The organism is Pseudomonas sp. p50(2008) (genome assembly GCF_015351605.1).
In the GTDB taxonomy this organism is placed as follows: domain Bacteria; phylum Pseudomonadota; class Gammaproteobacteria; order Pseudomonadales; family Pseudomonadaceae; genus Aquipseudomonas.
On the sequence record NZ_JACMYF010000001.1, the window covers coordinates 1,038,133 to 1,061,058 of the forward strand.

At 59.4% G+C, this 22,926-nt stretch carries 22 protein-coding genes and 1 pseudogene; 13 read left to right on the forward strand and 10 right to left on the reverse strand.

All coding sequences use genetic code 11. From position 1 onward, the window contains the following. Positions 1 to 182: 182 nt before the first annotated feature. Both H7698_RS04650 and H7698_RS04655 read left to right on the forward strand, forming a co-directional pair. Positions 183 to 1,028 carry an AAA family ATPase gene (locus H7698_RS04650; RefSeq protein WP_162436913.1) on the forward strand — a complete coding sequence of 282 codons (846 nt, stop codon included), beginning with the start codon at positions 183 to 185 and terminating at the stop codon, positions 1,026 to 1,028. A gap of 11 nt (positions 1,029 to 1,039) precedes the next feature. After that, a complete protein-coding gene (locus tag H7698_RS04655) occupies positions 1,040 to 2,218 on the forward strand; it encodes a vWA domain-containing protein (RefSeq protein ID WP_122837858.1) in 1,179 nt (392 codons plus the stop codon). Positions 2,219 to 2,338: 120 nt separating this feature from the next. Here H7698_RS04655 and H7698_RS04660 read toward each other — a convergent pair whose 3' ends face one another. Genes H7698_RS04660 through H7698_RS04675 form a run of 4 tightly spaced genes read right to left on the reverse strand, consistent with a single transcriptional unit; the run spans position 2,339 to position 6,046 of the window. Beyond that, complete coding sequence (locus H7698_RS04660; RefSeq protein WP_194690719.1) at positions 2,339 to 3,265, reverse strand: biotin-dependent carboxyltransferase family protein; 927 nt, start codon at positions 3,263 to 3,265, stop codon at positions 2,339 to 2,341. Further along, the gene (locus H7698_RS04665) at positions 3,262 to 3,966 is read right to left on the reverse strand and encodes a 5-oxoprolinase subunit B family protein (protein ID WP_194690720.1); all 705 of its coding nucleotides are present in this window, start codon (positions 3,964 to 3,966) and stop codon (positions 3,262 to 3,264) included. The genes H7698_RS04660 and H7698_RS04665 overlap by 4 nt, the downstream gene beginning before the upstream one ends. Then, positions 3,963 to 4,715 carry a 5-oxoprolinase subunit PxpA gene (locus tag H7698_RS04670; protein WP_194690721.1) on the reverse strand — a complete coding sequence of 251 codons (753 nt, stop codon included), beginning with the start codon at positions 4,713 to 4,715 and terminating at the stop codon, positions 3,963 to 3,965. The genes H7698_RS04665 and H7698_RS04670 overlap by 4 nt, the downstream gene beginning before the upstream one ends. 44 nt (positions 4,716 to 4,759) lie before the next feature. Continuing rightward, positions 4,760 to 6,046, reverse strand: a complete 1,287-nt coding sequence (locus H7698_RS04675) for an MFS transporter (protein ID WP_162436917.1) — start codon at positions 6,044 to 6,046, stop codon at positions 4,760 to 4,762. A gap of 173 nt (positions 6,047 to 6,219) precedes the next feature. On the opposite strand from H7698_RS04675, the gene H7698_RS04680 reads away from it, so the two are divergent. The 4 genes and pseudogenes from H7698_RS04680 (at position 6,220) to H7698_RS04695 (ending at position 12,504) form a co-directional block, all read left to right on the forward strand. Continuing rightward, complete coding sequence (locus tag H7698_RS04680) at positions 6,220 to 7,149, forward strand: LysR family transcriptional regulator (RefSeq protein WP_162436918.1); 930 nt, start codon at positions 6,220 to 6,222, stop codon at positions 7,147 to 7,149. Positions 7,150 to 7,259: 110 nt separating this feature from the next. After that, a complete protein-coding gene (locus tag H7698_RS04685) occupies positions 7,260 to 9,182 on the forward strand; it encodes an IucA/IucC family protein (protein ID WP_194690722.1) in 1,923 nt (640 codons plus the stop codon). Then, positions 9,172 to 10,329, forward strand: a pseudogene (locus tag H7698_RS04690) (MFS transporter). The gene H7698_RS04685 and the pseudogene H7698_RS04690 overlap by 11 nt, the downstream one beginning before the upstream one ends. Before the next feature lie 63 nt (positions 10,330 to 10,392). Further along, complete coding sequence (locus H7698_RS04695) at positions 10,393 to 12,504, forward strand: TonB-dependent receptor (RefSeq protein ID WP_194690723.1); 2,112 nt, start codon at positions 10,393 to 10,395, stop codon at positions 12,502 to 12,504. 204 nt (positions 12,505 to 12,708) lie between these two features. On the opposite strand, the gene H7698_RS04700 is transcribed toward H7698_RS04695, so the two are convergent. From H7698_RS04700 to H7698_RS04710, 3 genes are read right to left on the reverse strand one after another with little or no spacing between them, the layout of a single operon-like run. Further along, a complete protein-coding gene (locus tag H7698_RS04700; RefSeq protein WP_162436922.1) occupies positions 12,709 to 13,251 on the reverse strand; it encodes a DUF2937 family protein in 543 nt (180 codons plus the stop codon). 11 nt (positions 13,252 to 13,262) lie between these two features. After that, positions 13,263 to 14,039 carry a class II glutamine amidotransferase gene (locus H7698_RS04705; protein ID WP_162436923.1) on the reverse strand — a complete coding sequence of 259 codons (777 nt, stop codon included), beginning with the start codon at positions 14,037 to 14,039 and terminating at the stop codon, positions 13,263 to 13,265. A 33-nt stretch (positions 14,040 to 14,072) separates the two neighbouring features. Continuing rightward, complete coding sequence (locus tag H7698_RS04710) at positions 14,073 to 14,570, reverse strand: MFS transporter (protein WP_162436953.1); 498 nt, start codon at positions 14,568 to 14,570, stop codon at positions 14,073 to 14,075. 180 nt (positions 14,571 to 14,750) lie between these two features. Between H7698_RS04710 and H7698_RS04715 the strand changes: the two genes are divergently transcribed. Together H7698_RS04715 and H7698_RS04720 are read left to right on the forward strand one after the other, a co-directional pair. Further along, positions 14,751 to 16,805 (forward strand): S9 family peptidase, encoded by a 2,055-nt coding sequence (locus tag H7698_RS04715; protein ID WP_194690782.1) that lies wholly within the window; start codon positions 14,751 to 14,753, stop codon positions 16,803 to 16,805. 249 nt (positions 16,806 to 17,054) lie between these two features. Continuing rightward, the gene (locus H7698_RS04720) at positions 17,055 to 17,528 is read left to right on the forward strand and encodes a Crp/Fnr family transcriptional regulator (protein WP_194690724.1); all 474 of its coding nucleotides are present in this window, start codon (positions 17,055 to 17,057) and stop codon (positions 17,526 to 17,528) included. On the opposite strand, the gene H7698_RS04725 is transcribed toward H7698_RS04720, so the two are convergent. Further along, positions 17,525 to 17,815, reverse strand: a complete 291-nt coding sequence (locus H7698_RS04725; RefSeq protein ID WP_162436926.1) for a hypothetical protein — start codon at positions 17,813 to 17,815, stop codon at positions 17,525 to 17,527. The two genes, H7698_RS04720 and H7698_RS04725, sit on opposite strands and share 4 nt — an antisense overlap. A gap of 93 nt (positions 17,816 to 17,908) precedes the next feature. Between H7698_RS04725 and H7698_RS04730 the strand changes: the two genes are divergently transcribed. The 4 genes from H7698_RS04730 (at position 17,909) to H7698_RS04745 (ending at position 20,180) form a co-directional block, all read left to right on the forward strand. Further along, positions 17,909 to 18,595: a spermidine synthase gene (locus H7698_RS04730; RefSeq protein ID WP_194690725.1), complete on the forward strand. Its 687-nt coding sequence runs from the start codon at positions 17,909 to 17,911 to the stop codon at positions 18,593 to 18,595. Between the two features lie 48 nt (positions 18,596 to 18,643). Continuing rightward, positions 18,644 to 19,018, forward strand: coding sequence for a YajD family HNH nuclease (locus tag H7698_RS04735; protein WP_162436928.1), 375 nt, complete (start codon positions 18,644 to 18,646; stop codon positions 19,016 to 19,018). Positions 19,019 to 19,239: 221 nt separating this feature from the next. Further along, positions 19,240 to 19,710, forward strand: coding sequence for an RNA methyltransferase (locus tag H7698_RS04740; RefSeq protein ID WP_007911337.1), 471 nt, complete (start codon positions 19,240 to 19,242; stop codon positions 19,708 to 19,710). Positions 19,711 to 19,802: 92 nt separating this feature from the next. After that, a complete protein-coding gene (locus H7698_RS04745; RefSeq protein ID WP_162436929.1) occupies positions 19,803 to 20,180 on the forward strand; it encodes a YgaP family membrane protein in 378 nt (125 codons plus the stop codon). Between the two features lie 95 nt (positions 20,181 to 20,275). On the opposite strand, the gene H7698_RS04750 is transcribed toward H7698_RS04745, so the two are convergent. Further along, entirely contained in the window at positions 20,276 to 21,505 is a 1,230-nt protein-coding gene (locus tag H7698_RS04750; RefSeq protein WP_194690726.1) for a hypothetical protein, read from the reverse strand. A 42-nt stretch (positions 21,506 to 21,547) separates the two neighbouring features. Beyond that, on the reverse strand, positions 21,548 to 21,997 hold the full coding sequence (locus tag H7698_RS04755) for a YcgN family cysteine cluster protein (RefSeq protein ID WP_162436931.1): 450 nt from the start codon (positions 21,995 to 21,997) through the stop codon (positions 21,548 to 21,550). Positions 21,998 to 22,278: 281 nt separating this feature from the next. Between H7698_RS04755 and H7698_RS04760 the strand changes: the two genes are divergently transcribed. Next, positions 22,279 to 22,872 carry a nitroreductase family protein gene (locus H7698_RS04760; protein ID WP_194690727.1) on the forward strand — a complete coding sequence of 198 codons (594 nt, stop codon included), beginning with the start codon at positions 22,279 to 22,281 and terminating at the stop codon, positions 22,870 to 22,872. The last annotated feature ends 54 nt before the right edge of the window (positions 22,873 to 22,926 follow it).

Genomic DNA, 22,926 nt, shown 5'->3' on the forward strand with positions numbered 1-22,926 from the left:
CGCGTGACGGTAGTTGTTGCCCCGCCTCGCAACAAGTCAAGAAGTGACGCGCCATTCAGAGACTGAATAAGCCGTCTGCGTTCACAGTCGACTGGCCTGCGAGTTATAGTCGGGCATCACAATGAATTAGCCCGCCCCGCCCTGCATCGTCCAGGTCGGCGTCACCGTTCGAGGATTACCCGATGAAGTTCGAAGGCACCCAGGCCTATGTCGCCACCGATGACCTGAAGCTGGCGGTCAACGCTGCCATCACCCTGGAGCGGCCACTGCTGGTCAAGGGCGAGCCAGGCACCGGCAAGACCATGCTCGCCGAGCAACTGGCCGAATCCTTTGGCGCCAAGCTGATCACCTGGCACATCAAGTCCACCACCAAGGCCCATCAGGGCCTGTACGAGTATGACGCGGTCAGCCGCTTGCGCGACTCGCAACTGGGCACGGACAAGGTCCACGACGTTCGCAATTACCTGAAAAAGGGCAAGCTGTGGGAGGCGTTCGAGTCCGACGAGCGGGTGATCCTGCTGATCGATGAAATCGACAAGGCCGATATCGAGTTCCCGAACGACCTGCTGCAAGAACTCGACAAGATGGAGTTCTACGTTTACGAAATCGACGAGACCATCAAGGCCAAGAAACGCCCGATCATCATCATTACTTCCAACAACGAGAAAGAGCTGCCGGACGCTTTCCTGCGCCGTTGCTTCTTCCATTACATCGCCTTCCCGGACCGCACTACGCTGCAGAAAATCGTCGACGTGCACTACCCGGACATCAAGAAAGACCTGGTCAGCGAAGCGCTGGACGTGTTCTTCGACGTGCGCAAAGTGCCGGGTCTGAAAAAGAAGCCATCGACCTCCGAACTGGTGGATTGGCTGAAACTGCTGATGGCCGACAACATTGGCGAAGCGGTGCTGCGTGAACGAGATCCGACCAAGGCCATTCCGCCCCTGGCCGGCGCTTTGGTGAAGAACGAACAGGACGTGCAATTGCTTGAGCGCCTGGCGTTCATGAGCCGTCGCGGCACTCGATAAGGGCCCACGCCATGCTGCTCAACCTGTTCAATGAAATGCGTGCTGCCAAGGTTCCGGTCTCGGTGCGTGAGCTGCTGGACCTGATCAACGCGCTGAAACAGCGCGTGACCTTCGCCGATATGGACGAGTTCTATTACCTGTCCCGGGCGATTCTGGTGAAGGACGAAAAGCATTTCGACAAGTTTGACCGAGCGTTCGGTGCTTATTTCAATGGCCTGGAAAAGCTCGATGACCACCTTCAGGCGTTAATTCCTGAAGACTGGTTGCGCAAGGAATTCGAGCGCTCCCTGACCGACGAAGAGCGGGCCGCGATCCAGTCCCTGGGCGGTCTGGACAAACTCATCGAAGAATTCAAGAAGCGCCTGGAAGAACAGAAGGAACGCCATGCCGGTGGCAACAAGTGGATCGGCACTGGCGGTACCAGCCCGTTCGGTTCCGGTGGCTTCAACCCGGAAGGCATTCGGGTAGGCGATGCCGGTAAACGTCAGGGCAAGGCGGTCAAGGTCTGGGATCAGCGCGAGTACAAAAACCTTGATGACTCGGTCGAACTGGGCACGCGCAACATCAAGGTCGCGCTGCGGCGCCTGCGCAAATTCGCCCGCCAGGGTGCGGCGGAGGAACTGGACATCGATGGCACCATCGACCACACCGCGCGTGATGCGGGCCTGCTGAACATCCAGATGCGTCCGGAGCGGCGCAACACCGTGAAGCTGTTGTTGCTGTTCGACATCGGCGGCTCGATGGACGCCCATGTGAAAATCTGCGAGGAGTTGTTCTCGGCTTGCAAGACCGAGTTCAAACACCTGGAGTACTTCTACTTCCACAACTTCATTTATGAGTCGGTGTGGAAGAACAACATGCGCCGCACTTCCGAGCGCACGTCGACCCAGGACTTGCTGCACAAGTACGGCGCCGACTACAAAGTGATCTTCATCGGTGATGCCGCCATGGCGCCGTATGAAATCACTCAGGCCGGCGGCAGCGTCGAACACTGGAACGAAGAAGCCGGTTACGTGTGGATGCAGCGGTTCATGGAGAAGTACAAGAAAGTCATCTGGATCAATCCTTACCCGAAAGATACGTGGGGCTATACCTCATCGACCAACATCGTGAGGGACTTGATTGATGATCAGATGTACCCGCTGACGTTGCGGGGGTTGGAGGAAGGGATGCGGTACCTGTCCAAATAATCTTTGCCGTCCGTTCGGCCCCCATCGCGGGCAAGCCCGGCTCCCAAAGGAATTGATGTCGTTCACAAAATAGGTGAACCACCTTGAAACCTGTGGGAGCCGGGCTTGCCCGCGATGCTGTTAGCTATTCAGAAATCGATGCAGGTATTGGATCTGTTCTCGATGCGCCACGTCCTGCACCACCGGCCGCAGCCGCACCTTCGCCCCCGGCAAACACTGCGCCAAATGCGCCAACGCCAACGGCGTCAACGCGCCCAGTCGTGGATACCCGCCAATGGTCTGCCGATCATTGAGCAGCACAATCGGCTGACCATCCGGCGGCACCTGAACGGCACCGAGCGGGATGCCTTCGGAGATCATTGGCTTGCCCTGATACTCCAGCGCCGTTCCCAGCAAGCGAATGCCCATCCGGTCCGCACGGCTGTCCAGGGTCCAGACATTGTTGAACGCGTCGAACGAACTCTGCCCACTGAATGCGCCGATCTGTGCACCCAGCACCAGGTCCAACGGCCTGTTGTCGTGGAAGTCCGGTCGATGTGTCAAAGGCAATTCCCGCAGCAGTAACAGCGAGCTCCCCCGATAACTCAACTGCGCGTCCTTGGCCAGCGCCCGACCCATTGCGTCCGGCCCACCCAGCGCCTCTCGAACCACAGTTGAACTGCTGCCCAATACCTTCGGCGCATCAAACCCACCCGGTGCCGCCAAGTAAGCCCGAGCCCCAAGCAGCGGCTGAGTCAGTTGCAAGCGCTGACCTTTGTTCAGCCTGAAACTGCGCCATGGTGCCAGCGCCTCGCCATCCACGTGGGCGCCGAGGTCCGCGCCAGCCAGCGCCAGCACGCAATCCTCTTGCGCGACCACGGTAAACCCGCCGAGGGTGATTTCAATCACCGGGGCATCCAGCTCATTGCCCAGCAGCCAGTTCGCCCACGACATTGAACGCCAATCCAGCGCCCCGCCCTGTGTCACACCCAGATGCCGCACGCCGAACCGACCCGCATCCTGCAACAGGCACAACGGTGTGCTCGCTTCTATCGTTAGACGGCTCATGCCTGTGCCTCCAGTGGCGTGTCATCGCCACCCAGGTTGAGGAACTCGGCGTGACTGACCGCCTCGAAGCGTACCGTATCGCCTGGTTGCATCAGGCTGTAGCCATCGCGTTCACGGTCGAACAATTTGGCCGGGGTTCGGCCGATCAGGTTCCAGCCACCGGGCGATACGACCGGGTAAGCCGCGGTCTGCCGCTCGGCGATACCCACGCTGCCGGCCGCGACTTTTTTGCGTGGCGTATCCAGACGCGGCGCCGCCAGCACTTCCTCGACCAGCCCCATGAAGGCAAATCCCGGCGCGAAGCCCAGGGCGAACACTTGATATTCATGCTCGCTGTGACATCGGATTACGTCAGCCACCGCCAACCCGCTGCGTTGCGATAACAGGTTCAACTCCGGGCCGACGCTCAGGTCGTACCAGACCGGCAATACATGACAGGTGCCGCGGGTGCGCGCGTTGGGCGACAGATCGATCAACGCGGCACTGATCAACTCCCGAGCCTGGGACGGATTCAATGCGCTGAGGTCGTAATGCACCATCAAGGTTGTGTAGGACGGCACCAGGTCGATCAGATGCCCGGCGAACGCCGTCCGCAGGCTTTCACTGGCCGCGAGCATCCAGGGCATGTTGGCCTCTGCGATCTCATCGAACAGGCGGACCATCAGGCAATCCAGCGCCACCACTTCCACCCGCAGCTTCATGACGCACGCTGCTGATCGAGGGCTTCGCGGATACGTCGCACGGCAGCGACTGAACTGCTGTTGTCGCCATGAACGCAAAGGGTGTTGGCCTGCAAATGCAAGGCACTGCCATCGCTGGCAGTGAGGTCGCCGCCCCGGGCAATGGTCAGCGCCTGTTCGATGATTTTTTCCGGATCATGGTGCACGGCGCCTGGCTGTTGACGCGAAACAAGCCTGCCGGCGCTGTCGTAGGCGCGATCGGCGAACGCTTCGAACCACAGCGTGATGCCGTATTCATTGCCAAGCTGCTGCGCGACGCTGTTGTCACGTGTCGCCATCAGCATCAGCGGCAACGTCCGGTCATACGCCGCTACCGCCTGCAGCACCGCTCGCAATTGCGCGGGGTTGGCCATCATGTCGTTGTACATCGCGCCGTGGGGTTTGACGTAGCTCACCCGCCCGCCCTGAGCACGACAAATGCCATCCAGTGCACCGATCTGGTAAAGCAAAATGTCTTGCAGTTCCTCGGCGGTGTAAGCCATGGAACGCCGACCAAATCCCACCAGGTCCTGATAAGCCGGATGCGCACCGATCAGCACGCCATTGCTCACGGCGAGGCTGACGGTCTTGCGCATGATGCTCGGGTCGCCGGCGTGAAAGCCGCAGGCAATGTTGGCGCAATCAATGAAGGGCATGACCTCGGCGTCCAGACCCATGGTCCAGTTGCCGAAGCTCTCGCCGATGTCGCAGTTCAATAGCAGGCGGCTCACGGTGAACACTCCTGTAGGCTTTATTCTTTTCAGATGCAGGCAGATTACTGCGCATCCAATTGCTTGCCACGTGTTTCCGGCAGACTCAATGCCGCGAGTATGACCACCCCGTAGGACACCGCCGCAAATGCCCCGATGCCTACGCTCAACGGCACCTTCTGGCTAAGCAAGCCGATCAACAGCGGAAACAATGCCGCCAGCGCCCGGCCGATGTTGTAGCAAAAGCCCTGGCCTGAACCGCGAATCCGTGTCGGAAACAGCTCCGTGAGAAACGCCCCCATGCCGCTGAAAATCCCCGAGGCAAAAAAGCCCAGCGGGAAGCCCAGCCAGAGCATCACGCCATTACTGACGGGCAACTGGGTGTAGAGCAGCACAATGGTGAAAGAGCCGACGGCAAACAGAATGAAGTTTTTCTTGCGGCCGAGGATGTCAGTCAAATACGCGCTGATGACATAGCCGACGTAGGAGCCGACGATCACCATCGCCAGATAACCGCCCGTACCCAGCACGCTCAACCCTCGCTCATTCTTCAGAAAAGTCGGCAGCCAGGAGGTGATGGCGTAGTAACCGCCGAGTGCGCCCGTGGTCAGCACCGAAGCGCGAATCGTGGTGAACAGGATGCCCGGAGCGAAGATCTCGTAGAACTTCGCCTGATTGCCCGGCACCTGTTTAGCCTTGGCTTCGCGGTAGATTTCCGGGTCCTTGACCAGCCGCCGGACGAAAATCACGAAGATCGCCGGCACAATCCCCAGGATAAACAACGCGCGCCAGGCATCTTCCGGCGGCAACACCGAGAACAGCAGCGCATACAGAATCGCCGTCAGCCCCCAACCCAGCGCCCATCCCGATTGCACCATGCCCACCGCTTTGCCGCGGTCCTTGGCGCGAATCACTTCGCCCATCAACACCGCGCCAGCGGTCCATTCGCCGCCGAAACCGAAGCCCATCAACGTGCGGCTGATCAGCAGTTGTTCGTAGTTTTGCGCGAAGCCGCAGAGGAAGGTGAAGAAGGCGAACCACAGCACCGTCAGCTGCAAGGTGCGAACGCGACCGATGCGATCGGACAGGATCCCCGCCACCCAGCCGCCAATGGCCGAAGCGATCAAGGTACTGGTGTGAATCAGCCCGGCTTCACCGGTGGTAATGCCCCACATGGCAATCAGGGTGGGCACCACGAAGCTGAGCATCTGGGTGTCCATGCCGTCCAGGCCATAGCCGATCTTGCAACTCCAGAAGGTGCGACGTTCCTGCTGATTGATGTTGTGATACCAGTCGAAGGGTCCCGGGCGAGCCGTGGCCTTGGGGGTATCGAGCGTGTCGGGCGCACTCATGGCGAATCTCCGCGCAAATTTTATTGGTATTGTTCTGAGCCCCGACGACGCCTATCGTGGGAACCGGATGCGTCGATTTTTGGACGCCCGCCCCTACTGCGTCCAACTAATAAAAACCCGCCTTAGGCATAAGAAAAATTTATCCCCCCGGTTTAAGCCTGCGAGTTGATTCCATGAACTTGAAGTTTCTTGAGACCTTTGTCTGGGTTGCCCGACTCAAGAGTTTCCGCCTGACGGCAGACAAGCTGTTCACCACTCAAGCATCGATTTCCAGCCGGATCGCGGTGCTCGAAACCGAGCTTGGCGTGAAACTGTTCCTGCGCGATTCCCGCGGCGTCAGCCTGACGCCCGAAGGCCTGAAAGTGCTCGAATACGCCGAGCAGATGATGGACACCATGCAGGCGCTCAAGCACTCGATCGAGACCCGCTCCTGCAAAGTCGGACGGATCCGCATCGGCGTGATGGACACGGTGATTCACACCTGGCTCAGCCCGTTGGTGGCGCAGATGACTGACCACTATCCGCTGGTGGAAATCGAGTTGGTGGCCGATACCTCGCTCAACCTCTGCGATCAGCTGCAAAAAGGCTTTCTCGACGTGATCCTGCAAACCGACCTGCTGCGCCAGGAAAGCGTGCGCAGCCTGGAGCTGGCCAGTCATCCCATTGGCTGGATCGCGGCCAGCAACTCCCTCTACAACCGGGAGTACTCGGGCATCACCGACCTCGCGCGAGAACGGATCATCACCTACTCGAAAAACTCCCATCCACATCAAGACATTTTGAGCCTGATGCAAGCGAATGGAGTGATGGCACCGCGGCTGAATTGCGTGAATTCGGTGTCCGCCATCACCCGCTTGCTGCGGGATGGATTTGGTATCGGTGCATTGCCGCCGGTGCTGGTCGCCGAGGAATTGGCGCGGGGTGAACTGACGCTGTTGAACATTGATCAACGGCCACCGAACTTGCAGGTGGTGGTGTCGTGGCGGGTGGGCGTGGAATGGGTCGAGGAGATTGTGGCGTTGTGTCAGCAGGTGCTGGTGGAGTACGCGCAGAAAGTGGGTGAAGGGTATGTCAGCTTGAGCAAACCGTTACCAAACGTATGAACAGGAAGCCTCCTACACGATAATAGGAATCGTCTTCATTACCATTGTTTTCGAAAATAATACTCTTTGCGCGCTTTCAGCTAACGACTGTCGACAAGGAGTCGAACTCAATGCGCGCCTACACGCAACTACAGCAGCAATTGCTCACGCACTGGAGCGAGGCCCTCGAAACAGAAGCGTTTCAGGGCCATCGCATTACGCTCGATCATCTGATCAAAGCGCTGGAACCCGCCACTCAACGGAGCTTTCAGCGCCTGATGCAGGCGCTGTTTCGAGAGAAACTGATCAACCCTGATATTTGCACTTACGACGATGTCGGTCGTTGCTGGTTGCCCATTGGAGATGACGCGCACCTTTGCTTTGATCATTTGACCGGTGCAGGAATGGACAGCTGGGACCTGCGCGGCAGTGTCACCCTTTTCCCTGCCGGTCATTTGCCCCACAAAATTCTGACGCCCGGCGAACTGCTCGCTCAGCTCAGTATTCACTTCTCCCCCGCCCCCTGCGCCAACGTACTCGAACGTCTGTCCACGGCACTGGAGGACAGCCTGCGCAATGACACCCTTTGCCTGGCGTTTCACCACAAATGGACTGAGCGTTTAAGAGAGGAAATTGACACCGAACACGACGGCAATCTTTTGGGCTGGCTTAAAGCCGGCCTAGCTTCAGAGATTCCGACGTTACTGCTCGAGCAATGGGGCACGCTTGGTCATCCCTGGCATCCGAACTACAAAACCAAGCTGGGCTTGAGCGCCACGCAAGTCATTGCACTGTCCCCGGAATTCGACGCGAGTGTTGCGATTGTCCTTTGCGCGTTACACCGGGGCTCCGCCCATGTCGAAGCACTGGACGGTACTCCCGATTATCGGGAGTGGTGGCACGCTCACTTCCACCAGGCCTGCGAGCAACTCCATCAACATCTGGAGCAAATGGGGCTCAAGTCCGAGGACTACCTCCCCTTGCCCGCTCATCCCTGGCAGGCGCAAGAGGAACTGCCCCACACCTTCGCGGAGGCACTCGCCGATAACCTGTTGGTAATCACCGACATCGTTGCGTTCATTGCCCACCCGACCATGTCCTTTCGCACGGTATTACCGGAGGCGAGCCAAACAGCGCCGATGGTCAAATTACCGGTGTCATTACGCCTGACCAGCGTGCAGCGCACCGTCTCTGCGCGTTCGGCCAGGATGGGCCCACGCATCAGTCAATTGCTTCTGCACATTCTGGATCTGGAGCCAGATATACGCCGCAAGCTGAACATCGTCCCGGAGCGAATCGGTGTTCATTACTCACCTCAGCCAGCCGATGACGAACGTTCCCGGCATCTGGCCGTGGTGTACCGCGACAACCCGCATACCTTGATTCAAAACGGTGAATTGGCGGTACCGGTCGGTAGTCTGTTCGCCATCGATGAGTTCGAACGACCGCTGTTGCGTGACTGGGTCCAACTGGCTCAGGGCAGTGACGACAGCGAGGCAATGCTTGCGTTCTTCAATGACTACGTGTCGATTGCCGTACCGGGTTTGCTGGGTATGTACCTCCTGTACGGCATAGCGTTCGAAGCGCACCAGCAAAACAGCTTCATGCTGATGGGCGCTGACGGGCAGTTGAATCGACTGCTGCTGCGCGACTTTGGCGATGTTCGTATCCATCGCCAGACGCTGCACGCAAAGGGTCTCGACCTGCTGTTGCATGACCCGAAAATGACCCTCTACGACGACCCCGGTTTTGTCCGCGACAAACTTCTGCACACCACCTTCATGTGCCACCTGGGCGAGCTGGCGTTGCTGTGCGCCCGACACTGGAACGTGCCTGAACGGCTGCTTTGGGAGCGGATGGCCACTCACGTTACCCATTGCTTCGATACCTTGCGCGAGCACATTGAACCTCAGCGTTGGGAAACCGAGCGCCTCGCCTTGCTGGAACAGGATTGGCCAGCCAAATCGTTTATGCGCATGCGTTTGCTCGACTGTCACACCGATATCGTCGGGCGCTTGAACAATCCATTGCGATCAAGCGCACATGCGCGCTGACGGGCGGGCGCTGCCACTGCTGATCAGCATCCAGTTCTTTTCCATGGGCGCCATGGAAATGAGCGGCCCGTTCTGGCCCTTGCAGATCCAGCACCTACTCGGGCCATAGGATGTCGGCTACACCTCGTTGTTATCAACACTGGTCTACGCCGGCCCGATGCTCGCAGCCATGGTGATGACGCCCGTGTGGGGCCGATTGGGAGATCGTACCGGGCACAAGGCGATGATCATCCGCGCACTGCTGGCACTCGCGCTATGCCAAGGCCTGGCGGCCGTTATCGTCGATCCATGGTGGCTTGTAGGCCTACGCGTGGTGCAAGGCGCGCTGGCCGGTTTTCTCGCCGCCGCGCAAGCCTACGCGCTGGCATTCTGCGACGGGTGCAGACGCGGCCACACCCTTGCCCGCTTGCAGTCAGCAACGGCTGTCGGTTCGTTAATGGGCCCCGTTGCAGGCGGATGGTTGATGGACGTCTCGGGGTTTGCCCTTCTCTGTTATGGCGCGACAGTGGTATGCCTCGTTTGCGTCGCGGGCAGCCTTCTCCTGCCTGCCGACACGACTCGCAGGGCGCGTGAAAAACCCGTTGCCCCAATGCCTCTGCCCAAAGGCTGGCTCGTCTCAATGCTGCTGGTGATCGTACTGATCCAGGCCGCGAAGACGATTCCTCAGCCGTTTTACGCCCTGTATGTCGCCGACATTTTACAAGCACCCAATTGGCTGATCGGGGCCACTTACGCGGCAAGCGCCGCGACCCTTGCACTGTCCGCACCGATGTGGGGGCGCTTGTTCGATCGTTGGGCGCCGGCTCAAACCTTGCGCGTTATCGAAGGTGTGGCTTGGCTGTGCGCCCTGACGCTCGCCGCGACAGCACTGGCTAACGAATGGATGGGTTTTCTCGTCAGTCGGCTCATCTGGGGCATCTGGCAAGGCGCCCTGCTTCCCGTCGCTTATGCATTGATCGCCTGCACCGTCACCCCAAATCAACTCGGTTTCGCCTTGGGCCTTGGCAACAGCGCGGCAAAAGCCGGTGCCTTGCTAGGCGTTGTTGTCGGCGGCGTCGGCATGGGTGTGATCGGTCTGGCTCACAGTTTCTGGCTGGTGGCGGTGGCTTACGCACTGGCTGCTTTCGGGATTCGCTGGATTCGTTAGCTCGCCTCAGCACCCGGTATCAAAACGCTTTCTACCACTTCAATCATAAAAAAAGACCACAACATGACCCAATCCAGACTGTCGTACCTCATTCCCCTGCTCGGCGCTTTCAGCCCCTCCAGCCTCGCCGAGGAGATCGAGCCGCCGCCCGGCACCCTGGACCTCCAGGCCACCGTCGTCTCTGCTACACGCAACGAAGTGAGCATCGCCTCGATTCCTGGCTCCGTTCAGGTCATCGATGAACAGCAGGTCCGCGAGCAGAGCGGCGCAGGTCGTCGGGTCTCCGACATTCTCGGGCAACTGGTTCCCGGCCTTGCACCTTCCAGCGGCGGAATGAGTAACTTTGGGCAGACCCTGCGCGGGCGCAACATGCTGGTGTTGATCGATGGCGTTTCACAGAACGCCACGCGCGATAATTTTCGTCAGCTCAACAGCATTGCGCCGGCGAGCATCGAACGCATCGAAGTGATCTCCGGCGCCAGCAGCGTCTACGGTGCCGGTGCCTCAGGCGGCATCATCAACATCATCACCAAGCGTAATCAGGGTCAGGACATCGCCTATAGCAGCAAGTTGGGCCTGACCAGCGGCAACCACTTCAATGCAAAAGGCTTGGCCTATGAAGTTTTCCAGAGCGCGACCGGGCGCAGGGATGCGCTGGACTGGTACGTGTCCGCCGACCTGACCCAGCGCAACGACCAATACGACGGCAGCGGCAAGCGTATCCCTCAGGACACGTCCCAGGGCAGCAACATGGACACCGAAACCTATGACCTGCAAGGTCGATTCGGGTATGAGCTGGATGCTGACAAGAAACTCAGCCTGTCGCTGCAGAACTACAAGGACCAACAAGACACCGACTACACCAAGGATCCGAAAAACCGGCAGCAAGCCGTGGCGGTCAAAGGGTTGAAACTGGGCGACCAGCCTTACACCCATAATCAGGCAGTCAACCTCAATTACACCGACAAGGACTTCTACAGCCAGGGTCTGCAACTGGAAAGCTACTGGCGCAAGGCCGACGCGCTGTTTTTTCCGGACCTGTCGCGGGGCAAGGCCGGCATCGCCGACAACAACAGCGTGCAGGATGTCTACGGCCTGCGTGCAGCCATTGATTCGGCGCTTCCAGCCATTGGCAATGCCACGGGTAATCTGGTGTGGGGCGCCGACTACGATCACGAACGCTCCCGACAGCGTGGCGACCAATACACCCTTAATGGTTTGACCTACACAAAAACCGGCACGACCTACGAAATGGGACCTGACATCGAAACCACCACCAAAGCGCTTTTCGGGCAGATGTCATGGGAAATCGGTGATTGGACGTTGCGTGGCGGTATTCGCCGTGAATGGATCAAAAGCGAGGTCGCCGACAGTATTGCTTACGGTGAAATCGTTCAAACCGGTGTACGCGCGACGTTGCCGGGCGACACCCTCCAGTACAGCGCCACGCTGTATAACCTGGGTGCGGTCTACCACCTGAGCGAAAACCAGGACATTTTCGTCAACTACAGCCAGGGTTTTTCGCTGCCGGACATCCAGCGTTTCATGCGTGATGTCAGGAGCACTTTCAACATCCAGAGCCTCAATGCGCAGGCTATCAAGGTCGACAGTTACGAGCTGGGCTGGCGTGGCAACTGGAGCCAGTGGCAAGCCGATGTCACGGCGTATGAAAACACGTCGGATGTGACCCAGTTCTACGATGCCAATGATCGCGTGTTGCGTCTGATCAATCAGAAAGAGCGGGTTCGAGGTATCGAAAGCAGCCTGACGTATCGTGTCACCGATGACTGGTCGCTCGGCGGCACCTACGCCTGGGCCAAAGGGGAAACCGAACAGAACGGCAAATGGATCGACCTGCCGGCCACCCGTATTTCACCCGCTAAAACTACGTTGTTTGCCGGCTACGCCAGGGATGATTACGCCCTGCGTCTGCAAGGCATGCGCCTGGCCAACTACGATGCCGCCGCCAAGGACAACAACGGGCGAGATATCAATGGCTATACGCTGGTGGATCTACTCGGTTCGGTGCACTTGCCGGTCGGGCGTCTTGAAGGCGGGGTGTACAACCTGACTGACCGCACGTACAAAAATCTGTTTGCTCAAGCCAACGCGCGAGCGCCTTACGCGAACGCTCAAGGCCGGACGCTGAGCGTGAGTTATTCGGTAGATTGGTGAAAGTTAAGCAGGCATGCCGATCAGTCAAGCCTCACGACAACCTGTAGCAGCTGGCGAAGCCTGCGTTGGGGCGCGAAGCGGACCTGATTTTCAAACCGGTATCACGGTGCCTGGACAGCGACTGCTTCGGTCGAGCGCGACCCCGGAGCGGACGCAGGCTGCGCCAGCTGCTACAGGGATTTGGGTGTATCTGGTGCAGTCTAGTTACAACCCCCGCACATCCCGATCTTCAATCGGCCGGCTCTGGCGCAGACGCTTGCCGCCCAACACCACCCAGTCGATCAGGCGGAACAGGCATTCGATTCCGAACGACAGCAGCAAGGCGCCGCTCATGCCCCAGATCATCGCTTCCGGGGTCAGCAGAATCTGGTAGCTGTAGCCATTCCAGGTTTCCTTGCGGATATCCGGGTCGGCGGCCAGGGCCACTTGCAGGACGCGGATGTACCACGGGCCCTGCATGGCCTGAAACTGTTTATCGAGGGCGATCTGGCGGGTGAGCAAGGTGCTCAGGCTGTCGGCGTCGCTGCGAAAAATCGGGTCTTCGCTAGCGCGGTAATGCGCGACCAGTGCCTGCATGTCGCCTTTGAAGAACTGATTGGCGGTGCCTTGAAAACCGCTCAAGCCGGTCTGCGCCTCAATCAGATGGGCTTCGACCCGCTTGGCGTAATCGCTGATAAAACCCGGCACTTGCACGCCGATCAACAGGCCCGCCGCGAACAACACCAGTCGTACATAACTGAGCAACATCGGGACGGTCCTTATTCGGTCTTGCCCTGGCTGACGCATTCACCGCGTCGCCACAGGCTCCATTGGCCCGGTTCGTAACGGGTCCAGGTTTCGTTTTCGGTCAAGGGTTCGGTGGCAATCACGGTCACCACGTCGTTGGGCGTGGTTTCGGCCTGGAAGTCGACGATCACATCGACATCTTTCAAGCGCGCCGGGCCAAACGGTGCGCGGCGGGTAATCTGGGCAAGTTTGGTCGAGCAGTAACAAAACAGCCAGTCGCCATCACTGAGCAGGCAGTTGAAGACGCCTTTATTGCGGTACTCGGCGCAGGCGGCGACCAGGTCGGGCAACAGTGCTTCGACGTCGACCGGTTCAGGAAAGGCGGCGCGCACGCGGTTAAGCAAGTCACAGAACGCCGCTTCGCTGTCGGTATCGCCCACGGGACGGTAAAAGCTGGTGATCGGTTGAAAATCCGCCAGTTGGCCGTTGTGGGCGAAACACCAGTTGCGTCCCCACAGCTCGCGGACGAACGGGTGAGTATTGGACAGGCAGACCTTGCCGACGTTGGCCTGGCGGATGTGCCCGATGACCACTTCGCTCTTGATCGGATAGCGTTGCACCAGATTCGCCACTTCAGACTCGCAGCTCGCTGCCGGATCCTGAAACAAGCGCAATCCGCGACCTTCATAGAATGCGATACCCCAACCGTCACGGTGCGGACCGGTACGCCCGCCGCGCTGCATCAGCCCGGTGAAGCTGAACACGATATCGGTCGGGACATTGGCGCTCATGCCCAATAACTCACACATGCTCGGTCTCTCGATGAAAAGCTGGGGCCAGTGTTACAAACGCGGTTCGACCCGCATACGCTGAGGGTTGCTCGGTACCGGTGGACGGCCGTATCGATCATCCCCGGCACCGCCGAACAGATGCTCGTCTTCAGGTTCTTCCGCCCGGGCAGCTTCCCGGGCAGCGGCGGCCTGTTCCTTGCGAGCGTTGGCGGCGCGCTCAATAGGGAAGCGGATAGCCACGAAGATGAGGTAGAGGGCGAAGGCGATCATCCCGTACATGAACAGGTCGGAAATCGCCCGCCAGGCGTTATTACCGACTTTGAACATCAGGTCGAGGGCGGTAATGGCGATCGCCGGTGCAACTTTTTCCTTCACGGGATCAATAATGGTCGGGCTGAACAGCAACACGGCCACCAGCAGCCGCAGCGGCTCGCGTAGCCAGCGCCACATCCAGCGGGTCAGGCGCAACCACACCAACAGGCAGCCTATAGCGGCGAAGGCGTAGAGGCCCCAAGCGATCAGATAGTCGTTCTCGGTCATGGTGTCCATGGCAAGGGAGGCAAAGAGGCGCTTATAGTAACGACTTTTCACCCATCAGGCTTGTCCATGTAGGAGCACAGCTTGCTCGCGATGGCGCCGGTCCAGTCGACATCGACTGTGGATGCCAGCGCTGCAGGGCAGCAGACCTTCCTGCAGAAACCTATTCCGTACTTCGTTCGAGAGCCCTTCATGCCCCTATCCGCCAACATTTCCGATGCACCCCTAGCCCACAGGGCTGAAGGTTCCGACCCGTATGCCTGGTTGCAGGAGCGGGACACCGACGCGGTGCTCGACTACTTGAAGGCCGAGAACCGCTATCAGGAAGCGCAGACCGCCGATCAGGCCGGGCTGCGTGAAACCCTGTTCGAAGAAATCAAGGGCCGGATCCTCGAGACCGACCTGTCCCTGCCCTCCCCGTGGGGCCCGTATCTGTATTACACCCGCACCACTGCCGGCGACGAGTACGCGCGCCATTACCGCTGCCCGCGCCCGGCCGATGAAGGCCTGCAGCTGGATGAAAGCCAGGAACAGCTGCTGCTGGACCCGAACGAACTGGCCAACGGCGGTTTCTTCTCTCTTGGGGCGTTCAGCATCAGCCCGGACCACCAGCGCCTGGCCTACAGCATCGATTCCACGGGTGATGAGGTGTACACGCTGTTCGTGAAGGAACTGTCCAGCGGCCGGGTCAGTGAACTGGAGTTCCAGGACTGCGATGGCAGCATGACCTGGGCCAACGACAGCCTGACGCTGTTTTTCGGCGAACTGGACGACACCCATCGCCCGCACAAGCTGTTCCGCTATCGACTGGATGGCACTGCGGCCGAAGAAGTGTTCCATGAGACGGACGGTCGATTCTTCCTCCATTGCTACCGCTCGAGTTCCGAGCTGCAATTGCTGCTGGCATTGGGCAGCAAGACCACCAGTGAAGTGTGGGTCCTCGACGCCGCGCAGCCCCAGCAAGCGTTCACCTGTGTTGCACCGCGCGTGGAAGATCATGAATACGATGTCGATCACGGCGCGCTCGACGGTGAATGGACCTGGTTCATTCGCACCAACCGCGACGGGATCAACTTCGCGCTGTATCGCGCCGTCGATACCGGCGTTGCGCCGACCGAGGCCGATTGGCAGAAACTGATCCCGCACAGCGATACCACGATGATCGACGGCATGAGCCTCAACGCGGGAGCCTTGACCCTGAGCCTGCGCGAAGGCGGTTTGCCCATCATCGAGGTGCACCCGCAAGACCTGCCAAGCTACCGCGTCAATCTGCCGGATGCGGCCTACAGCCTGCATGTACAGAACAGCCTGGAGTTCGTCAGCGAGCGCATCCGCCTGCGCTATGAAGCGTTGAACCGGCCGGCGCAAATCCGCCAGCTGGAATTGGCAAATGGCGAGCAGAAAGTCCTCAAGCAAACCCCGGTACTGGGTCCGTTCGATGCCGATGCCTACGTCAGTCAGCGCCTATGGGCGACCGCGCCGGACGGGACGCAAGTGCCCATCAGCCTGGTGGTCAAACGCGACGCGCTGGGCAAACCGACACCGCTCTATCTCTATGGCTATGGTGCTTACGGCGAAAGTCTCGACCCTTGGTTCTCCCACGCACGCCTGAGCCTGCTGGATCGCGGCGTGGCGTTTGCGATTGCGCATGTGCGCGGCGGCGGCGAACTGGGTGAAGCCTGGTATCGCGCAGGCAAGCAGGAACACAAGCACAACACCTTCAGCGACTTCATCGCGTGTGCCGAACACTTGATCGCCAACGGCTACACCACCGCCCCGCAACTGGCGATCAGTGGCGGCAGCGCGGGTGGTTTGTTGATCGGTGCGGTGCTCAATCAGCGTCCGGATCTGTTCGGCGCGGCGATTGCTGAAGTGCCGTTCGTCGACGTGCTGAACACCATGCTCGACCCGGACCTGCCGCTGACCGTCACCGAATACGACGAGTGGGGCAATCCCGAAGAGCCGGAGGTGTACGAGCGAATCAAGGCTTACGCTCCGTATGAAAACGTCACCGCCCAAGCCTACCCGGCGACACTGGTGATCGCCGGCTACAACGACAGCCGCGTGCAGTATTGGGAAGCGGCCAAATGGGTAGCCAAGCTGCGAGCGATCAAAACCGACACGAATCCGCTGTTGCTCAAGACCGAACTGGGCGCCGGGCATGGCGGGATGAGCGGTCGTTATCAGGGACTGCGTGACGTCGCGCTGGAATACGCATTTGTCTTCAAGGTGTTGGGGATTGCCTGAGTAGCAGGCCCTGCCGGACGTACCCCTGTAGCAGCTGGCGCAGCCTGCGTCCCTGTGGCGAGGGGATTTATCCCCGTTCGGCTGCGCAGCAGTCGTATAGATTTTGGGGCCGCTGCGCGACCCAGCGGGGATAAATCCCCTCGCCACAGGTTCGCAGGCTTCGCCAGCTGCTACAGGGTTGTGGTATTCAGCATCATCGGTGTCGGCCAGGCCTGAACCCGCAATAAAACCCGATAAAGACGCAACGACATGTCAGAAAACACTCAGTTGAACAACGAAATCCGCTATTGGCTGATGGATTGCGGCCTCTTCGATCACTTGCTGCCAGCGGACTTCGCGGCGGCGTCCGGCTACTTCAGCATTAGCACCGTCTCCGAGGGCGAAGTGATTTTCCACGAGGGCGATGCCGGCAGCTTCATGTGCATCATCCACAGCGGCCAGGTGGCCGTGCAGAAGACCAACAGTGACGGGCAAGCCGTGACCATGGCCACCCTGCGCAGCGGCCGGGCGTTCGGCGAAATGGCCGTGCTGGATGGCGAACGCCGCTCGGCCAGTTGCGTGGCGGCGAGCAACTGCCAGTTGCTCAACCTGGGCAAGGATTCGCTGGAGAAGATGCTCAACGATTCGCCAAAAATCGCCGCCAAGATCATCCGCGCCCTTGCCGTTTCGCTTTCCAAACGCCTGCGCATGGCGGATGGACAACTGCTGTCCCAGCAAATTTAACCGCCAGGGGATTTAATCCTGGTGTTGTTCTGCTCAAGGCCCGGCAAGGTCTGGTCCTTGGGCGGATTGGGCATTTCAATCCGCGGCAACAAGGGCGCGCTGCCACTGCCAGGACCGGCCCTCGGCACACTGGTCGGGGTAATCTGCGGGTACGGTGTCGGTGTCGCGGTGCCGGGTGAACCGGACATCGGCGCGGGACTGGTGGGAATGACTTGCAGTTCCTGGGCCTGCACTGCAGGAATCGAGAGCGCGGCCAAGGCAATGACCGTTAGAATGGTGCGCTTCATCAATGGCTCCGTTAGCCTTGTTGTCTATTTGCAGGCTACTCCCAACTGCGCGTGTTTGCCCTCCCCAATACCCAATCTTCTCAAGAGAGCCTCATGAAACGTTTCGTACTGCTCGACACCACTCCGATTCCTGAAAATGGCGGTGCCCTGTGCCTGTTCGAATACGGTGAGGATTTCGTCATCAAGATCCAGGGCGGCGATGGCGGGCAGCTGATGAATACCCGCATGCATGGTTCTGAAGATGCCCTGGCGGAGATTCCTTGCCGCAAGGTTGCCGGCCGGCCGGACTCGCGGGTATTGATCGGTGGCCTGGGCATGGGCTTCACCCTCGCCTCGGCCCTCAAGCACCTGGGCAAAACCGCGCAAGTGGTCGTGGCCGAACTGGTGCCCGGCGTCGTTGAATGGAACCGCGGACCGCTCGGCGAAAAGGCCGGCAACCCGCTGCTCGACCCGCGTACCGTCATCCGCATGGAAGACGTGGCCAAGGTCCTGCAAGCCGAACCCCAGAGCTTCGACGCGATCATGCTCGACGTCGACAACGGCCCTGAAGGCCTGACTCAAAAAGCCAACAGCTGGCTGTATTCCGCGGGTGGACTGAGCGCGTGCGCCAAAGCACTGCGCCCTAAAGGCGTACTGGCCGTCTGGTCGGCGAGCGCCGATCGGCAGTTTTCCGACAAACTGAAAAAAGCCGGTTTCAAGGCCGAGGAAGTGCAGGTCTTTGCCCACGGAAACAAAGGTACCCGCCATACCATCTGGATTGCCGAGAAGCTCAAGGGCTGAGCTAAACTCCCTCTATAACCGTCATTAGTCTTTTACAAAGGTGAACCCATGAGTTCGTCAACGCCTCCAACCAACACGTCGAAGTTGGACCGCATCCTTGCCGATAACCAGCGCGACAAGGAAATGGGTTACCGCGACAAGGCTCTGAAGATGTACCCGCACGTGTGCGGCCGCTGCGCCCGTGAGTTTTCCGGCAAGCGCCTGAGCGAACTGACCGTGCATCACCGCGACCATAACCATGACAACAACCCGCAGGATGGTTCGAACTGGGAGTTGCTGTGCCTGTATTGCCACGATAACGAGCACTCGCGCTACACCGACCAGCAGTATTTCAGCGAGGGGTCGTTGGGTTCGCCGAAGATTGCCAAAGCGACGCATAACCCGTTTGCTGCTTTGGCCGGGTTGATGAAGAAGGAAGATTAATATCTCCAGTGCCTCGGCGGGCACTATCGCGAGCAGGCTCGCTCCTACATGTATTGATGTCGTACACAAACTCTGTGCTCGATAGTTGAACCTGTGGGAGTGAGCCTGCTCCGGGAGGCGTTCCGACGATAACGGTCTTCCATACACCGCCAATCTCAAACCAAACACCCCTCCCCCAATCCCCGTATAATCGCCGTTTTTTCCCCGAAGGCACCCCGCTCGTGGCAGACAAACGGTACAGCTGCATTGGTTTGTATAACCCCAAATCACCGGAAAACGTCGGTTCGGTCATGCGCGCCGCCGGCTGCTATGGCGTGGCCTCAGTGTTCTACACCGGCAAACGTTATGAACGCGCCGCCGACTTCGTGACCGACACCAAGCGCGTGCACTACGACATCCCCCTGATCGGCATCGATGACCTGAAGAAAATCCTGCCGCTCAATTGCGTACCGGTCGCCGTGGAACTGGTTGAAGGCGCCCGTCCGCTGCCCGAGTACACGCACCCGGACCGTGCGCTGTACATCTTCGGCCCGGAAGACGGCTCGCTGGATAAAGAGATTCGCGACTGGTGCGAAGACGTGGTGTACATCCCGACTACCGGCTGCATGAACCTCGCCGCCACGGTCAACGTCGTGCTCTACGACCGCATGGCCAAGGGCCTGAATACCCGCTCGGGGCCGAAATTCCGCTGAATCGCCGCACATCCAATGGAACAAGCCGGCCGCTTCGGCAGTCAGCTTAATTATCTATTCTTGAAGCAGCCATTTCCGCCAGGAGACAGATCATGAGCGAACTCAAACGCGTAGAACGCATCGAATCCACCCCGTTCCAGACCTACCCGGACCAGAACGTCCATGGCTGGGAGCGCATCGGTTCCCTCGCCGGTGGTGTCGTGATGATGGGCAAAGGCCTGCGCCGTGGCGGTATTTTCGGTTTGATTCAAGTGGCGATTGGCGGTGTGGCGCTGGCACGTGGCATTACCGGGCACAGTTCGGCCAAGAGCCTGCTGGAAAAAAGCCGTCAGGACATGAACAACGTGCGGGCGAAGATTGAGCGGGCCGGGGAAGAGTTGAGCCGATTGAAGGCGAATGCCGAGGCAGCGACCAACACCGCGACGGTGACCGGGAATGATTCGTTGAAATCCCCTAAAACCGGGGTTTGATTTTTTAAGATCAAAAGATCGCAGCCTGCGGCAGCGCCTACAGAGGTCTCGAGTACACCCTGTAGGCGCTGCCGCAGGCTGCGATCTTTTGGTTTTTACTCAAGCAACTCGCTATCGAGGACTTTGGAAGGTTCGCCGATGACGCTTTCAGCAAGTTGCACAAATTCCCTGGTGTCGACACTCTCCAGACGCATCGCCCCGCGCAGCACGTCATCCAGCGACCGCTTGTTACGCGTCTTGATTCGGATCTCCTGATCCAGCTCACTCAGCAACAACACCGCTTTGCCAACCTGAGCCGAATTAATCTGTTCACCCCGCAAGGTCGAGACTTTCTGGCCATCCCTGGCCAATTTCTGCTGCAAGCTCGCATACCGTTCATCACTCATGCCCCCGGCACGCCGCACCAGTTCGATGGCGTAATACTCGGCAAACCCTTCGCTGATCCAGTCGCTGCGCTGCTTGTCGTTGATGCGTCCGAACACCTGAGCCAACTCGCGCACCAGCACACTCGAGCCATTTTCGCTGACCAGCGGCAAACGCGTGTTCAGGTAGATCGACTCCCGCGCGGCAAGGCTGCCGCGCCACATCGGGTCGTTCGCGCCGACGATCAGCAGTTTGGTGGGATGACGGGGAAATACAGCCTGTACCTGCGGCCAGACAAACGTCAGCAACGTCAGCACATCCATACGCCGCATGCCCTGCCCCTGAGGCGAAGCAACCGTCACTTCGGTTTCCCCCAGTCGTGTGCGGCGCGTGCCGAGGTGGCCGGCGAGCATCCAGCCCGTGGGTCGGTCAAACAGCCGGGAGACGTTATCGATGCGGAATTTGTTTTTGCCAATCCTCGGCCAGGAGGTTTCTACACTTTTCCAGCCGTTGGGTAATTCGAATTCAAGGCGTGAAACCAGTTCGATACCGTCCTGCTGATCGAGCTTCGCGGCGGGTACCAGATCATCGCCGCGCATCAGTGCCCAGGTCGGCGTCATGCGTGTGTCGAAGCTGCCACTCTTGCGCCCGTGGCTGATGCGCACGCGGTAGGTCAGGCTGGCCTTTTCCGCAATGGGGCGCCAGACGCCACGCGTGTGCTTGCCTGGGCTGAGCTGCCACTGGCCGTCGGCCTTGAAATCGCTGTAATGGCTGCCATCACCGAGATCGAAATCCAGACTGCGAACCGCCGAGCCTTGGGCCAGGGTCAACCGCACCTCCGCCTGATCACTTTGCGACAACAGGCGTACGTGATAATCCAGATCGACCTTCTTCGCCGCCCACACGGACGAACTCAGGGCCAGTAGCCCAACCGCCAACGCCAGCCGCAATCCCACAGCCATACACACTCCGTCGTGAAAGGTTAAAACGTCCGGCGCTTGACCTTACCCTGCGCGAAAAATCAGATGGTCTTCCCAATCATCCTCGGCCACGCTGCCTTCGGCGAGCATGCGTCCCGATTGTGAAATTCGTTCGTGGTGCACCGCATCGCGATCACCGCTCACCAGGTGATGCCAGAATGGCAAGTCCTTGCCTTCACTGACCAGGCGATAACCGCAAGTGGGCGGTAGCCATTTGAACTCGTCGGCCTTGCCCGGTGTGAGCTGGATGCAGTCCGGCACCGACTCACGGCGATTGGGGTAATCGCTGCACTGGCAGGTTTTCAGATCCAGCAGTTTGCAGGCGATTCGGGTGTAATAAACGCTGTTGTCGTCTTCGTCTTCGAGCTTTTGCAGGCAGCACAGGCCACAACCGTCGCACAGCGATTCCCATTCCTGCTGATCGAGTTGATCGAGGGTTTTGTGTTTCCAGAACGGTTCGACGGGGGTGGCCATGGGTTCGAGCATCGACATCAGGTGGTGAAAAGGCCGCCAGTCTAGTGCGCGCAGCCCCTCGGGCCAAGCATTGGCGACTGCCGGTAGATCGGGACTTGTCAGCCAGGGCGCCGCCCAGTAGTTTTGCCAATCGCATCGAGCCAGATCTGCGTGCCATCAACGCCCGACCGCGTTGCATTCAGATGAAGTGCCAGGCTCACGAAAAACCTCATCGCCCAGCCCAACTGCGCCCGCCGGTTTTCATTCGATTTTCTGACTCACACGTAGCAAGGAATCTCTGCATGAGTAACAACCCTCGCGTTGCCGATTACGTCATCCACCCACAGTTCACTGATCGCTGGTCGCCCCGTGCCTTTACCGGCGAAGCCATTCCTGAAGAAACCCTGCTGAGCTTCTTCGAAGCCGCTCGCTGGGCGCCGTCGGCTTACAACTCTCAGCCGTGGCGGTTTCTGTACGCCCGTCGCGACACGCCAAACTGGGGGCGTTACCTGGGTCTGCTGAACGAATTCAACCGGGGTTGGGCGCAACATGCGTCGGCACTGGTGATTGTCATCTCGAAAACCACCTTTACCGCCCCCGGCGCTACCGAAGAAACGCCAGCCTTGTGGCACACCTTCGACACCGGTTCGGCCTGGGGCCATCTGGCGCTGCAGGCGAGCATCAGCGGCTGGCACACCCACGGCATGGCCGGGTTTGATCAGGAGCTGACCCGCAAGGAGCTGAACATTCCCGAGGGATATGCGCTGCATGCGGCGGTGGCGGTGGGCAAACTGGGGGACAAGTCGACCCTGGCGGACTACCTGCAAGCGCGTGAAGTACCGAGCCCGCGTCGTCCGTTGAGCGAGCTGGTTGCCGAGGGTGATTTCAGCCTGTAAGCACACCGCAAAATGAAAGGTGGGAGTGAGCCTGCTCGCGATGAGGCCAGCACA

Excerpts from the sequence above, each read along its gene's own strand:
- H7698_RS04650 (WP_162436913.1), top strand. The coding sequence starts at position 183 with ATGAAGTTCGAAGGCACCCAGGCCTATGTCGCCACCGATGACCTGAAG.
- H7698_RS04655 (WP_122837858.1), top strand. The coding sequence starts at position 1,040 with ATGCTGCTCAACCTGTTCAATGAAATGCGTGCTGCCAAGGTTCCGGTC.
- H7698_RS04660 (WP_194690719.1), bottom strand. The coding sequence starts at position 3,265 with ATGAGCCGTCTAACGATAGAAGCGAGCACACCGTTGTGCCTGTTGCAG.
- H7698_RS04665 (WP_194690720.1), bottom strand. The coding sequence starts at position 3,966 with ATGAAGCTGCGGGTGGAAGTGGTGGCGCTGGATTGCCTGATGGTCCGC.
- H7698_RS04675 (WP_162436917.1), bottom strand. The coding sequence starts at position 6,046 with ATGAGTGCGCCCGACACGCTCGATACCCCCAAGGCCACGGCTCGCCCG.
- H7698_RS04680 (WP_162436918.1), top strand. The coding sequence starts at position 6,220 with ATGAACTTGAAGTTTCTTGAGACCTTTGTCTGGGTTGCCCGACTCAAG.
- H7698_RS04685 (WP_194690722.1), top strand. The coding sequence starts at position 7,260 with ATGCGCGCCTACACGCAACTACAGCAGCAATTGCTCACGCACTGGAGC.
- H7698_RS04695 (WP_194690723.1), top strand. The coding sequence starts at position 10,393 with ATGACCCAATCCAGACTGTCGTACCTCATTCCCCTGCTCGGCGCTTTC.
- H7698_RS04700 (WP_162436922.1), bottom strand. The coding sequence starts at position 13,251 with ATGTTGCTCAGTTATGTACGACTGGTGTTGTTCGCGGCGGGCCTGTTG.
- H7698_RS04705 (WP_162436923.1), bottom strand. The coding sequence starts at position 14,039 with ATGTGTGAGTTATTGGGCATGAGCGCCAATGTCCCGACCGATATCGTG.
- H7698_RS04710 (WP_162436953.1), bottom strand. The coding sequence starts at position 14,570 with ATGGACACCATGACCGAGAACGACTATCTGATCGCTTGGGGCCTCTAC.
- H7698_RS04715 (WP_194690782.1), top strand. The coding sequence starts at position 14,751 with ATGCCCCTATCCGCCAACATTTCCGATGCACCCCTAGCCCACAGGGCT.
- H7698_RS04720 (WP_194690724.1), top strand. The coding sequence starts at position 17,055 with ATGTCAGAAAACACTCAGTTGAACAACGAAATCCGCTATTGGCTGATG.
- H7698_RS04725 (WP_162436926.1), bottom strand. The coding sequence starts at position 17,815 with ATGAAGCGCACCATTCTAACGGTCATTGCCTTGGCCGCGCTCTCGATT.
- H7698_RS04730 (WP_194690725.1), top strand. The coding sequence starts at position 17,909 with ATGAAACGTTTCGTACTGCTCGACACCACTCCGATTCCTGAAAATGGC.
- H7698_RS04735 (WP_162436928.1), top strand. The coding sequence starts at position 18,644 with ATGAGTTCGTCAACGCCTCCAACCAACACGTCGAAGTTGGACCGCATC.
- H7698_RS04745 (WP_162436929.1), top strand. The coding sequence starts at position 19,803 with ATGAGCGAACTCAAACGCGTAGAACGCATCGAATCCACCCCGTTCCAG.
- H7698_RS04750 (WP_194690726.1), bottom strand. The coding sequence starts at position 21,505 with ATGGCTGTGGGATTGCGGCTGGCGTTGGCGGTTGGGCTACTGGCCCTG.
- H7698_RS04755 (WP_162436931.1), bottom strand. The coding sequence starts at position 21,997 with ATGGCCACCCCCGTCGAACCGTTCTGGAAACACAAAACCCTCGATCAA.
- H7698_RS04760 (WP_194690727.1), top strand. The coding sequence starts at position 22,279 with ATGAGTAACAACCCTCGCGTTGCCGATTACGTCATCCACCCACAGTTC.